This window comes from Ohtaekwangia kribbensis, from assembly GCF_042676245.1.
In the GTDB taxonomy this organism is placed as follows: domain Bacteria; phylum Bacteroidota; class Bacteroidia; order Cytophagales; family Cyclobacteriaceae; genus Ohtaekwangia; species Ohtaekwangia kribbensis.
Genome location: NZ_JBHTKA010000016.1, coordinates 1 through 13,300 on the forward strand (window position 1 = coordinate 1; position 13,300 = coordinate 13,300).

Sequence of the window (13,300 nt, forward strand, 5' to 3'; positions counted from 1 at the left end):
ACATCAAGTCGTACTGATTTTACCCCGGAAACAGAACCCCAGGTTCATGTTTGTCCGATGGTTTGATTAGTAAAAAACGGTCAACCTTTTTTAGGGATCGACAACTCGCAGCTCATAACTCAAAGCTCGCAGCTAATTCAGTCCCATCGAACGCGTATATACTTGTCGTTCTTCTTAAAGTGCGGGGGTATAATTTTGAGGATGGCTTCGCGGAGTTTGAAGAGTAAATTTTCTTTTACGAAGCCGTGGTGTACCGCGAGACTTACTTCACGCACGGGTTCGGGTGATGTAAATCGTTTTACGTGTTTGCTTTTGCTGTTCACGGCCAGCTCGGGTATTAGGGTATAGCCGTAGTTATTATCGACCATGGCTTTCAACGTTTCGAATGAACCGCTTTGATAATTGAGCTGGTGATGTACTTTGTTGTTTTTGGCTGCGCAGAGGTTTTCAACTTGTCCGCGGAAGCAGTGACCTTCTTCCAGCAAGAGTAAATTTTCGTAGGTAAGTGTTTTGAGATTTATTCTCTCTTGCTGATAATATTTCAGGTTTTCGGAAGTATATAATAATATAGGTTCGTAGAAGATTGGGACTTCGCGAATCTCTTTATCATCGATTGGCGTTACGAGTATAGCAACATCAAGCCGGTTTGTTTTCAGGTAGTTGATGATGTCGTGCGTTTGCAGCTCCATCACGGTGAATGATGTGCCCGGATGTTTCTGCAGAAAATCGTTGAGGAATCTGGGCAACAAGTAGGGGGCAAGTGTCGGAATAACTCCGAGTCTGAATTCTCCTTCGATGGAATCTTTTTCGGTGCGTATAAACTCTTTCAGATTTTTTACCTCCTGCAAAATTTGTCGTGCGCGACTGATGATGATTTCACCGGAAGGTGTTGGCTTGAGCGGCTGACTCTTCTGAAAAATTTTTACATCAAGTTCATCCTCCAGTTTTTTCACCATCATGCTCAATGTAGGCTGTGTAACATGACAATGTTCAGCTGCCTTCACGTGATTCCGGTGAATGTCAAGTGCGATTATATACTCTAATTGTTGCAGATTCATTCGTTTGCAAAGATCGTTAAAACGGTATAATAAATATTAATAATATGTAAATAAGTATTATTGATGTGGTTTATATCATTTGCAAATATATTTTTGCAGCATTCACAAACAAACTATATTAAAAATCACTTATGAGTAAAGGTATTATTTCTGTTGGTCAGGCATTCCCTGCGTTTAAAAAGGCTGCTGTTGTATCACTTGAAAAAGGAAAAGAATTTTTTGATATCAGCTCAGAAGATCTGGTAAATGATGAAGGTCGCTGGACTGTAATCTTCTGGTGGCCAAAAGATTTTACATTCGTATGTCCTACGGAGATTGCTGAGTTCAACAAGAATTACGGTGAGTTCCGCGATCGTAACGCAAACCTGATCGGTGCTTCTACCGATTCTGAATTCGTTCACTTGGCGTGGAGAAAAAACCACGATGATCTTCGTGATCTGAAATTCCCGATGCTCGCTGATACTTCCAAATCACTTGCTGAAGAACTTGGTATACTGGAGCCAAACGAGAAGATCGCTTACCGCGCTACTTTCATCGTTGATCCTCAAGGTGTAATTCGTTGGGTAAGCGTTTATGATCTGAACGTAGGTCGTAACGTGAAAGAAGTTGTTCGTGTACTGGATGCGCTTCAGACTGACGAGCTTTGCCCTTGCAACTGGGAAAAAGGAAAAGAAACTTTGAAAGTGTAGGTTGACGATGGAATCAACAATAACATATTCAGAAAGCACGCAAGAGTTCCTTGATTTCTTAAAGTTAGAGAAAGACTATAGCACGCATGCGCTTGATCTGCTTGAAGAAGGCAAGTCGCGCTACCTGGCTGATCTGAAAATCAACTTCAAGAATTCTTTTGAAAGCGAGTATCTGTCGAAAAAAGAAATTGCGTTACTCGGAGTTGCTCTGGCCGTTAATGCCAACAGCAAAATTCTGCGTGCGTTCTTTTCAGACAATGCACGCCAGGAGGGAGCTTCTGCTGAAGAGATCGCTGAAGCCGTTGCGTGTGCATCGTTGCTCAGCGCAAACAATGTGTTCTATCGCTTCCGTCATTTCCTGAACAAGGAAAAATATAACGAGATACCTGCGCGTATCAAGATGAACATTATGGCAAGACCTGTTACGGGTAAAGAGTTCTTTGAACTGGTGAGCCTGGCAGTAAGTGCTGTAAATGGTTGCGAGATGTGTGTGAAAGCGCACGAAGCATCCCTGATTGAACTCGGAGCAAAAGAAGAACGCGTATTTGAAGCCGTGCGTCTAGCGGCTGTTATTACAAGCTTGACTAAAGTTGTTTACTAGTTAGTTTGTTCACATAGATAAGTTGAGAAAAAGAGAAAGCCCGGAGCGATCCGGGCTTCTCTGCTTTTTAGCGTATTGGGCGGGTACCCCCACCGTTGTATATACTTTTAGAAATGACTTACGCCATCGTATAGTTTATTGCCGTCATTGGTGTGCACGGCATAGGTAAATCCTTTTTGCAGACAGTATGCGCCATACTCTCCGTTTTTATTCAGGGCGAGAAATCCAACCTGAACCTGCTTTGCTTTCTCCGGATTCTTTTTCAGAATGCGCTCAACCGCCAGGCGGCATGCATCTGCCGGTGAGTTACCCTGGCGCATCAGTTCTACTACGAGGTGACAACCTACAATGCGAATTACTTCTTCGCCTACCCCGGTAGATGTAGCGGCACCAATTTCATTATCGACATATAGCCCCGCACCAATGATAGGAGAGTCGCCTACACGACCGCGCATTTTATATGCCATGCCACTCGTAGTACACGCACCTGATAAATTTCCCTGTGCATCTAACGCGATTATACCAATGGTGTCGTGATTCTCGATGTTGGCTACCGGTTTATACTCACTCTTCTTTAACCACTCTTTCCAGGCTTTCTCGGATTCCTTCGTAAGCAGTTTTTCTTTTTTGAAACCGTTGGCCAATGCAAACTGCAACGCACCGTCACCTACCAGCATAACGTGTGGCGTTTTCTCCATTACTTTACGTGCAACAGATATAGGGTGAACAATGTGTTCGAGGAAAGCAACCGATCCACAGTTACCATGTTCATCCATAATGCAGGCATCGAGTGTAACTTTTCCTTCGCGATCGGGCAAACCGCCAAGTCCTACGGAGGTTTCCTTCGGATCACCTTCGGGAACACGCGCACCAGCTTCAACTGCATCCAGCGCTCTTCCACCAGACGATAAGATTTTCCAGGCATCTACATTGGCCTGAAGTCCGAAGTTCCAGGTAGAAAGCACGATTGGCTTCTGACCTTCGTGGCCTTTGGCAAAACTTTTTCCGAATGGTAAAAGCGATGCGCCCAGTGCCGAGAGCTGAATGAATTTTCTGCGGGTAGTCATTTTCCTTTGGGTTATTATTCTTCTGTCTCAGGTTAAACGTAAAGGTATACTATATCTAACCTTATGCCTATATATACTTCAAATCAGAGGGGAATGTTGCCGTGCTTTTTCTTTGGAAGCTGGGCAACTTTATTCTCTAACATCGCAAACGCACGAATCAGCTTTTCGCGTGTCTCATCCGGGTATATTACTTCATCAATATAGCCACGGTGTGCTGCGCGATACGGGTTCGCAAATTTATGCGTATACTCTTCTACTTTTTCTGCAAGTTTAGCTTCCGGATCGGCAGCTTCGGAAATTTCTTTTCTGAAAATTATTTCAGATGCTCCTTTTGCTCCCATTACGGCAATTTCAGCGGTTGGCCATGCGTAGTTCAGGTCTGCTCCAATGTGTTTTGAGTTCATCACATCATACGCACCTCCGTATGCCTTGCGTGTAATTACAGTGACACGGGGCACGGTGGCTTCTGAAAATGCGAAGAGTAATTTTGCTCCGTTGGTAATGATGCCGTGCCACTCCTGATCCGTGCCTGGTAAAAATCCCGGCACATCTTCAAACACGAGCAACGGTATATTAAAGCAATCGCAGAAGCGAACAAAGCGTGCGCCTTTCACACTTGAATTTATATCGAGTACACCCGCCAGCGAAGCCGGCTGATTTCCGACTATACCTATACTGCGACCTGCTATACGTGCAAAGCCCACTACTATATTTTCTGCAAAGTTCTTATGTACTTCAAAGAAGCTTCCATCATCCACTACACCGTTGATGACCTCGCGCATGTCGTACGGCTGGTTCGGGTTAGCCGGAATGATGTCGTTGAGCACCGCACGTTTTTCATTGCCCATCGTATAGGGCAGCCGTGGTGCTTCGTCTTCGCAGTTCTGCGGTATATAGCTGAGCAGTCTTTTCAGATATGTTATACATTCCACCTCGTTGGCACACGCAAAATGCGTAACGCCACTTTTCGAACTGTGTGTCTGTGCACCTCCCAGTTCTTCGGCTGTTACATTTTCATGTGTTACAGTTTTTACTACGTTAGGCCCGGTAACAAACATGAACGAAGTGTTCTCCACCATCAGAATAAAATCGGTGATGGCAGGAGAGTATACTGCACCACCGGCACATGGGCCCATGATGGCAGAGATCTGTGGAATAACTCCGGACGCTAATGTGTTCCGGTAAAATATATCGGCATAGCCACCGAGCGATACAACGCCTTCCTGTATACGCGCACCGCCGGAATCGTTCAACCCGATCACCGGAGCTCCGTTCTTCATGGCGAGGTCCATGATCTTCACAATCTTTTCAGCGTGTGTTTCGGAGAGCGAACCTCCGAATACGGTAAAGTCTTGTGAGAATACATATACCAGCCGGCCATTCACCGTGCCGTAGCCGGTAACTACACCATCGCCGAGGTAATATTCTTTATCAAGGCCGAAGTCTTTGCTGCGGTGCATTACAAATTTCCCGAGTTCTTCAAACGAGCCTTCATCGAGCAGTAAATGGATGCGTTCGCGTGCCGTTAGTTTTCCTTTGGCATGCTGTTGTTCGATCCGTTTCTCACCACCACCGGTTAATGCTTCCTGATTCTTGCGTTCCAGTTCATCAAATTTTTCTTGTAATGCTGATTCCTTGATTGTTCGCTTGGCCATCTTGATTGTGAATTTGTCTTAAATATAACAGTCGTCAGACTACCTGCAACAGCCTGCAAAATGTTACACCATTAGTTGCCCGTTAGCCGGGTTGAATGTGGATAATAAATTAGTATCTTCACGCGCCCTTCCTACCCCTTATGAATAGTAAGATTGCTATTATCGACATGGGAACAAACACGTTCCATCTGCTTATTGCCGAAGCAGATGAACGGGGATATCATATTGTCTCGCGCGACCGGTTAGCTGTTAAGATTGGTATGGGAGGTATAAACGAGGGCATTATTACGGAAGAAGGATTGCACCGCGCACTGCTGGCCATGCAGAGTTTTAAAAACACCATGGAGCAATCGGGAATAACAAAAGTTTTTGCGTTTGGTACCAGTGCACTGCGCAACGCACGTAATGGTGAAGAGGTTGTAAAAAAGATCAAAGCTCTTACGGATATAGATGTAAATATTATTTCGGGTGATAAGGAAGCCGAGTATATATACATGGGTGTGAAAGCAGCGCTGCACATGGAGCGTGAGAAATCGCTGATCATCGATATAGGAGGCGGCAGTGTTGAATTTATAATCGGAGATAACGATCATATTTTCTGGAAGAAGAGCCTGGAGATAGGGGCGCAGCGTTTGCTTGAGAAATTTCATAAAAGCGATCCGATCACAGCCGATGAGATCGAGGCACTGAATATATACTTTGAAAAAGCACTCGTTCCTGTTTTTGATGCGCTGAAAATTCATCAGCCTGAAATACTCATTGGTTCCTCCGGTACATTTGATACCCTGAGTGATATATTCTGCATCACACACGATATAAACAAGAGCGCTGAAGAGATCGAAACACCGTTATCAATACCGGGTTTCTATGAAATATACCAGGAGCTTATTCATAAGACTCGCGCAGAAAGAATGAACATGCCGGGCATGATTGAAATGCGTGTAGACATGATCGTTGTGGCGTGCTGCCTGATACGTTACTTACTGGAACACCATGCCTTTAAACGCATCCGCGTTTCTACCTACTCGCTGAAAGAAGGTGTGTTTGCCTCGATGATCAGCGAAATGAAATTACCGGCTTAAGATTCTTTTGCCTCGGTATCGATCTCTTTCATTGTTACCCGCTTCACGATAAATCCGATCACCGCTCCCAAGGCGGCAAAGCCCAGTACAATAAAGAGTATATTTTCTTCATATACATCCGTCTTCAGATTCAGGAACCTGCCAATGAAATAACCAATCGTACTTACGCTGGTTGCCCAGATCAATCCGCTGATGATACTATATACTAAAAATTGAACCGGCCGGATGTTGCTCATGCCAATGATAAGCGGAATGATGATGCGGAAGCCGTAGAGGAAACGATAGGTAAAAAGTATCTGTAGTTTATGGTGCAGAAAGAAATGTACAACAGGTTGAAATTTTGCCTTGAGCTTGGGCCGGTGCTCAACAAAATATTTACCGTTAAGTCTGCCGATGATGTAATACAGCCAGTCGCTGATGAACGACCCGGTAAAGCCGAACAGCACGGTATAAGGACCTTCAAACAAACCGCGATGAATCAATGATGATGCTACCAGGATAGCCGTTTCACCTTCGAAGAAGGTGCCGATCATCAATGCTATATATCCGTACTCATCCAGAAATTTCTCCACTACTCTCCGAAGTTATCCAGCCTGCACATGTTATCCATACCGATGTGCATAAGGGCATCGCCTGCGTTGATCACCGGAATGTTATTCAAACCTACAACATAACCGGTTACCGGAGTAATTACCTTTTCTTTAAATTCTCCGAAAGGATCTGTTATCGTACCTACCCATTCATCTTTTTGTACCAGCTGGCCGCAGTACACATTGGTTTGAAAGAGGCCTGCGTTCTTGGCGCGAATCCACGTAGTGCTCCAGATGGTTTTATTCTCAACTTCCGGATGAGGCGCTTCCTCGATCATGTTCAGGTGTTTCATAAGACGCAACGTACCGGCTATGCCTTCTTTGATGGCGTTCTGATCGAAGCGCAGCGATTCGCCTCCTTCATACACAATTATATATTTACCACGCTTGGATGCTTCCTTGCGCAGCGAATTAGGGCGAAACGGAGAATTGAGGGTAAACGGTGCATGAAACGCGTGTGCCAGTTCAATATTCTTGTCATCGGTTAGCAGTGCCCTTACCTGCGGATAGTTGGCGCGCATAGCCCCACCGGTATGAAAGTCGATACCATAGTCGATATAGGGGATAACATCGTGCATGAGGTGATATGCCACGCGACTGGCCAGTGAACCGTTGCGTGAACCGGGAAATGAGCGATTTATATCTTTACCATCAGGCACATCGCGTGAATAGTTAAGAAAGCCATACATGTTGATGATGGGCATGCAAATAACGGTTCCGCGTTTTGGCTGATGCATACCGCCATCGAGGATTCTGCGAACGATCTCCATGCCGTTGATCTCATCGCCATGCATACCAGCAATAAGTGCGAGCACCGGACCATCTTCGAGTCCGCGTGAGACATAAATAGGAGTATCAATAATGGTATGCGAAGGGAGCCGCGCAATGTTGATATCGATTTCTTTAAACTCTCCGGGAAGAATGGTGTGACCGGCAATCTTAAATTCTTTCATGATAAATCCACAGTCTACAGGCTTACAGATACCGAAAGTTAATATTTATCCGGGAATACCCGTAGGTTCGTTATTGGTTATCCGTTAACAGGTAATCGTTATTCCTGTGTGTAATGGATTTTATTTCACGGATAACGATTCACTGTTAGCGATAACGATTCACGATTAACGACCAACCGATAACGGATCCAGGCATTGCTTACACCATGCTTTTGCAGATGCTATATCCGTAAATGATTTGATAACGAGGGGATCTTTTCGCTCATTATGTCTGGCGATAAAATCGCGGACGTTTATGGCGGCAAAAACACTTTCAGGCATTACAATGGCCCGGTAGTGAAGTCCCAGTGCATAGGCTTTGGTACTCCATTCGAGACCCGTCCACTCAACATCTTCATCATCGAAAATTTCGGATTTACTAAGATCTCCTATCCAGGCAATCTTGCCGTATTTTCTTATTTTCTGCTGTATCATTTCAAGGCCGAACTCACCTTGATTTCTGAAATCTTCAGAACCTATAAATCCATTATAGGTTGAAATGAGACATGGAACAGATGGATCAAAATCTATCGACCCGCTTTCTGTGGTGTATAATTTAGTGATCATTAGGTATATGTTAGGTATCACATCAAAGCTATACCTTCGGAGGAATACGTGTACCATGTGTTTATTTCCAACTGAATGTCGATTATATACAGAGAACGTGGTACGTAGTTTTACGGAAGTTCGTGACTCGTTATCCGTTATTCGTAGGTGGGGTATAGATTTCGATGTGTGGAGGGGTATATCTATATATGACGTAAGAAATCCAATGGCACGAAGGAACACAAAGAAGGCGCAAAGGTTTACAAAGGGAAATTTCTCTGCGTAACGCTGTGCCTTCTTTGTGATTTGTGTAATGGATTTAATTCACGGATAACGATTCACTGTTAACGGATAACGTCAGGTCAGTCATCAGGCATTAACCTTATCCTTCTGAATCTTCTTCTTCGTAGCGTGCTTTTCTACGAAGCGAACAATTTTACCGGCAATGTCTACCTTGGTGGCGGCTTCGATACCTTCCAGTCCGGGAGATGAATTTACTTCTATAATAAGCGGTCCGCGTTTCGAGGGTAACATATCAACACCGGCTATGCTGAGTCCTACTTTTTTAGCGGCTGTTATAGCAGCATGTTTTTCGGTGCGGCTCAGTTTAATTACCTCGGCAACACCTCCGCGGTGGAGGTTCGAGCGGAACTCACCGTCTTTGGCTTGCCTGCGCATGGCACCTACAACTTCACCATCTACTACAAAAGCACGGATGTCGGCACCTTTCGCTTCTTTTACAAACTCTTGTATAATGATGCGGGCATGTACACCGTGAAAAGCTTCTATTACCGATTGAGCTGCTTTTTTATTTTCGGCCAGCACTACACCAAGCCCCTGTGTGCCTTCGAGAAGTTTTATAATTACCGGGGCACCCCCTACAGCATCGATGGAATCTTCAGCATCAGCCGAGTAGTCCATAAATATAGTTTTGGGTAAGCCGAGGCCTGCGCGCGAAAGTATCTGGAGACTTCTCAGTTTGTCACGCGAGCGTATCAACGCCTGCGATTCAACGGCAGAGAAAACTTTCATCATCTCGAACTGGCGCACAACGGCTGCACCATAAAATGTTACCGAGGCGCCGATACGCGGTATAATAGCATCGAAGTAATCCAGCTTGCGTCCCTGATACAGCACCACCGGATTTTTCTTTTCAATGAATAGCACGCACTTCATGTGATCAATAATTTCTACGGTATGGCCGTGCTTCTCACAGGCTTCTTTCAGGCGAAGCGTAGAATATAATTTTGGATTGCGTGACAGTATAGCAATGTTCATACAAAGCGTCTTAGCCTCTTTTTTGTTTTTTTAAAGTACGATGCAGTTTTTGTTTTTCGCGAAAAGAAAGGTTCTTCTTTTTTACGTCAATGATAAAGCGGTTGCGCAAGATCTTTCGTCCTATTAAGATCGGAAATTTAAGTGAACCCCGGTTACTGAGCGAGAATTCTGTAGTTATTTCTTCGTTAAAAATTTTTAACGTTGTAACAATCACAAATCTTCGTTCCACCTCACCAAAAGAATTTTTAATATTTCGTATCTGGTAATCGGAGGTAGTAAATTTCATGCCTGTAAATTCCGGATGTTCTTCGTCCAGCAGAATAAATTCAAGTTTCCCACCAACAACTTCTGCCTTATGGCAATGCAGGCTACTGGTATAGGCACCAGTATCAATTTTAGCATGGATATTAATCAAGCCGAACTCGGGCAGATCAACGCGGTCGTAGCGTCCAAGAATCTTTTGCATTGACGGATAATTGCTGGGCGAAATATAAATAGCCGACATCAGTTTAAAAAAGTTATGCCACCGCAATATTGCAGTGGCATAACCGTTTTGTTTGTATACTGTCCTTATATATACAAGGCAGCGAAAAAATATAGGTAATTCCTAGCCCTTGGCTTTAACCGCAACGGCTGTATTCTCCCACTTCATTACAATTTCATCTTTCACTACGCTGATGTTAAATGTTTCTACAAAAGCCGGTGCTTTCGAAGGTTTAACTTTTACACGCAGTACATCGTCTTTGTCTTTATAATTATAGGCACCCCACTGCTTGGTGTCGCTGTTGAAGATAACAGTCCATTCACTTTCGCCTGGTATAGTGAACAAAGCATATTTACCGGCAGCCAGTTCTTTTCCTTCTATTTTAACAGGCTTGTCGAATTCAATGGTGGTAGCTTCGTTTGCTCCGGTTCTCCATACTTCACCGAAAGGAACCAGGCCGCCCATAATTTTACGACCGCGTGCAGAAGGCTGGCAATAAACAACTTTTACATTGGCAGCCCCGATCTTTCCGGAAGCTTCTGCTTTAGGACTCGCAGGTTTGTCTTGCGCAAACACAGCAGTGATCATGGTTGCGAATGCGAGCGTTAAGAATGCTATTCTTTTCATGGTTTTTGTTTGGTTTTAATTTAACAATGGTGATATACGCAAAAGTGCCTCCGATGGCCGGAGGCACTAACACAAATATTATAATATTACCTGTAAACTTCTTTTTAGAACGCGACACGAAGAGCAAAAGTTACTTCAACGGTAATTTTTAACAATTTATTTACGAATGGTTTCTGATTTTCGGAATTCGCTTCTATTTTCCACCCCGGTACATGCCGAACGCTTACCGTTTATCCTGACTCCGTCTACCCGACAACTATATAATTGAATGCGGGAAATGCGTTCTGTTGGAAGCAGAACATCGTAAAATCACCAGATTTTATAGAGTACCAGGCTTCAGATCATTCGGTATATTTCTTTGGATCAATTTACAGTACGATTAACCCCCTATAAGAATGTTTCTGGTACAAACATCTTTACCCCGATCGCTGTGTGAATTCATCTGTAAAAAGAGTATATACATCCTGCAGGGTGTGTTGCGCTCTTTTACGAATTACACGCATTGCCTGACAACCGGTATCAAATTACCGCTGACAAACACACAAGCTTTCAGCTGCAAAGTATAGTAAGTGGCTGCTTTATCAAACAATCAGATTAACCCCAGACCTATGTTGAAATATATACTTTCCGCCTCGGCTATCGTGTTGATGGCGTTTACACCATTGCCAGTAAAAGATAAACCCGCCAATACTTTTGTGCAGCCGGTATACCAGGAACTGCCGCTCGGCAGTATAAAACCAAAAGGCTGGCTGTTGCAACAATTGCAGATTATGAGCAAGGGGTCAACCGGACACCTTGATGAAGTACACGCCAAGATTGCCAACGACAACGGCTGGCTCGGTGGTAAAGGTGATGGCTGGGAAGAAACTCCGTATTGGTTAGACGGTGCTGTACCACTTGCCTATTTACTGGACGATGCAGCATTGAAAACAAAAGTGTTGAAGTATATCGAGTGGACATTGAAATCACAACGTCCTTCCGGATACTTTGGTCCAATCACGAAACCGGAGCGCGAGCAAAATATACAGATCACTGCCGATAACTGCGAAGCTGGTGAGGACTGGTGGCCGAAGATGGTAATGCTGAAAGTAATGCAGCAATATTACGAAGCAACCAATGACCAACGTGTAATAACTTTCATGACACGCTATTTCCAATACCAGATGAAATCGCTGAAGACTTGTCCTATTGGTAAATGGACCGAGTGGGCAACTTCACGTGGTACGGATAATGAGATGATCATTCAATGGCTATATATGATCACGAAAGATAAAGCGCTGCTGGACCTTGCTGCCCAAATAGAAGCGCAAAGCTTTACATGGAGCACGTGGTTCGGCAATCGCGATTGGGTAATGCACGCTGCTGCGAATCAAACTGATGAACACTGGATGAGTCGCCATGCGGTAAATATAGGGATGGCACTTAAGTCGCCCGCTATAAATTATCAGCGCGCTGGTGATTCGCTATACCTGAAACAATTGAAGACCGGCTGGAACGACCTGATGTTATTGCATGGTTTACCCATGGGTATATTTTCAGGAGACGAAGACCTGCACGGCAATGATCCTACACAAGGTGTCGAATTGTGTGCTATTGTAGAATCGATGTACTCGCTGGAGAAGATCATTTCCATTACCGGAGATATACACTATATGGATGCGCTCGAACGCATGACGTTCAATGCACTACCCACACAAACATCAGACGACTATAATAACAAACAGTATTTCCAGATAGCAAACCAGGTGGAGGTATCGCGCGGTGTGTTTGATTTTTCGTTACCGTTCGATCGTGGCATGAACAACGTATTCGGTTTGCGCAGTGGCTATACCTGCTGCACCTCGAACATGCACCAGGGCTGGACTAAATTTACCACGCACCTGTGGTATGCCACTCCGCAGGGAGGACTTGCAGCGTTGGAATATAGTCCCAACGAAATCACGACCACTATAAAAAGCGAGCGCATTACTATCTCAGAAGAAACAAATTATCCGTTTGAGGATGTGATCAACTTTAAGTTTGCCATGAAGAAACCGGTAACCATGCCGTTGCAACTGCGCATACCAGCCTGGTGCAAGGAAGCGATTGTTACGCTTAACGGTAAACAACTGCGCACAGCCAACGGAGGACAGATTATTACGATTGAGCAAACCTGGAAGAATAAAGATATACTCACACTGCAATTGCCGATGGAAGTAACTACTTCAAACTGGGCAAAAAATTCAAGAGCCGTTGAGCGGGGACCGCTGGTATATGCATTGAAGCTGGGTGAACGCTGGGAGAAAAGTAATGAACCTGCCGAAGGAGATTACTATAGTGTATACCCGACCGAGGCGTGGAACTATGGTTTGTTACAGGAGGCTATCAATAATCCGAAAGCAAAACTGCAGGTAACCGTGCAGCCGGTGGCTACTCCGTTTATCTGGAACCAGCAGCATGCACCCATAACCATAACAGCACCGGCCCGGAAGATACCCGATTGGAAAGTGGTGAACGGTGTTGCCCATCAGCCGATAACCAATCGTACCAATGTATACCAGGGAGAAACCGGAAAAGAAGTTGAGACAATATCGCTGATACCGTATGGATGTACCAAGGTGCGAATCGTTGCATTTCCTGTAGTAAAGTAAA

Annotated in this window: 13 protein-coding genes; 4 read left to right on the plus strand and 9 right to left on the minus strand. The window is 44.5% G+C overall.

Annotated features, from left to right (window positions below):
• Nucleotides 1-137: 137 nt before the first annotated feature.
• Nucleotides 138-1,058 (minus strand): hydrogen peroxide-inducible genes activator, encoded by a 921-nt coding sequence (locus tag ACFQ21_RS28630; protein ID WP_377585892.1) that lies wholly within the window; start codon nt 1,056-1,058, stop codon nt 138-140.
• Nucleotides 1,059-1,189: 131 nt separating this feature from the next.
• Between ACFQ21_RS28630 and ACFQ21_RS28635 the strand changes: the two genes are divergently transcribed.
• On the plus strand, nt 1,190-1,747 hold the full coding sequence (locus tag ACFQ21_RS28635) for a peroxiredoxin (protein WP_377585895.1): 558 nt from the start codon (nt 1,190-1,192) through the stop codon (nt 1,745-1,747).
• Nucleotides 1,748-1,754: 7 nt separating this feature from the next.
• Nucleotides 1,755-2,348 carry a carboxymuconolactone decarboxylase family protein gene (locus tag ACFQ21_RS28640; RefSeq protein WP_377585898.1) on the plus strand — a complete coding sequence of 198 codons (594 nt, stop codon included), beginning with the start codon at nt 1,755-1,757 and terminating at the stop codon, nt 2,346-2,348.
• A 107-nt stretch (nt 2,349-2,455) separates the two neighbouring features.
• On the opposite strand, the gene ACFQ21_RS28645 is transcribed toward ACFQ21_RS28640, so the two are convergent.
• Both ACFQ21_RS28645 and ACFQ21_RS28650 read right to left on the minus strand, forming a co-directional pair.
• Entirely contained in the window at nt 2,456-3,415 is a 960-nt protein-coding gene (locus tag ACFQ21_RS28645; RefSeq protein WP_377585900.1) for an isoaspartyl peptidase/L-asparaginase family protein, read from the minus strand.
• A gap of 83 nt (nt 3,416-3,498) precedes the next feature.
• Nucleotides 3,499-5,070, minus strand: a complete 1,572-nt coding sequence (locus ACFQ21_RS28650; protein ID WP_377585902.1) for an acyl-CoA carboxylase subunit beta — start codon at nt 5,068-5,070, stop codon at nt 3,499-3,501.
• A 140-nt stretch (nt 5,071-5,210) separates the two neighbouring features.
• Between ACFQ21_RS28650 and ACFQ21_RS28655 the strand changes: the two genes are divergently transcribed.
• Entirely contained in the window at nt 5,211-6,152 is a 942-nt protein-coding gene (locus ACFQ21_RS28655; protein WP_377585905.1) for a Ppx/GppA phosphatase family protein, read from the plus strand.
• Here the strand turns inward: ACFQ21_RS28655 and ACFQ21_RS28660 are convergent.
• The 6 genes from ACFQ21_RS28660 to ACFQ21_RS28685 all read right to left on the minus strand — a co-directional run bounded on the left by ACFQ21_RS28660 (nt 6,149) and on the right by ACFQ21_RS28685 (nt 10,669).
• The gene (locus ACFQ21_RS28660; protein WP_377585908.1) at nt 6,149-6,724 is read right to left on the minus strand and encodes a DedA family protein; all 576 of its coding nucleotides are present in this window, start codon (nt 6,722-6,724) and stop codon (nt 6,149-6,151) included. The two genes, ACFQ21_RS28655 and ACFQ21_RS28660, sit on opposite strands and share 4 nt — an antisense overlap.
• Nucleotides 6,724-7,695: a succinylglutamate desuccinylase/aspartoacylase family protein gene (locus tag ACFQ21_RS28665; RefSeq protein ID WP_377585911.1), complete on the minus strand. Its 972-nt coding sequence runs from the start codon at nt 7,693-7,695 to the stop codon at nt 6,724-6,726. Before ACFQ21_RS28665 ends, ACFQ21_RS28660 begins: the two co-directional genes overlap by 1 nt.
• 165 nt (nt 7,696-7,860) lie before the next feature.
• Nucleotides 7,861-8,301: a hypothetical protein gene (locus ACFQ21_RS28670; RefSeq protein ID WP_377585914.1), complete on the minus strand. Its 441-nt coding sequence runs from the start codon at nt 8,299-8,301 to the stop codon at nt 7,861-7,863.
• A gap of 348 nt (nt 8,302-8,649) precedes the next feature.
• The gene (rimK, locus tag ACFQ21_RS28675) at nt 8,650-9,558 is read right to left on the minus strand and encodes a 30S ribosomal protein S6--L-glutamate ligase (protein ID WP_377585917.1); all 909 of its coding nucleotides are present in this window, start codon (nt 9,556-9,558) and stop codon (nt 8,650-8,652) included.
• A gap of 10 nt (nt 9,559-9,568) precedes the next feature.
• Nucleotides 9,569-10,024: an ATP-dependent zinc protease family protein gene (locus ACFQ21_RS28680; RefSeq protein WP_377585919.1), complete on the minus strand. Its 456-nt coding sequence runs from the start codon at nt 10,022-10,024 to the stop codon at nt 9,569-9,571.
• 141 nt (nt 10,025-10,165) lie between these two features.
• Nucleotides 10,166-10,669: a DUF2911 domain-containing protein gene (locus tag ACFQ21_RS28685; RefSeq protein WP_377585922.1), complete on the minus strand. Its 504-nt coding sequence runs from the start codon at nt 10,667-10,669 to the stop codon at nt 10,166-10,168.
• Between the two features lie 608 nt (nt 10,670-11,277).
• On the opposite strand from ACFQ21_RS28685, the gene ACFQ21_RS28690 reads away from it, so the two are divergent.
• Nucleotides 11,278-13,299 (plus strand): beta-L-arabinofuranosidase domain-containing protein, encoded by a 2,022-nt coding sequence (locus tag ACFQ21_RS28690; RefSeq protein ID WP_377585925.1) that lies wholly within the window; start codon nt 11,278-11,280, stop codon nt 13,297-13,299.
• Nucleotide 13,300 lies beyond the last annotated feature (1 nt).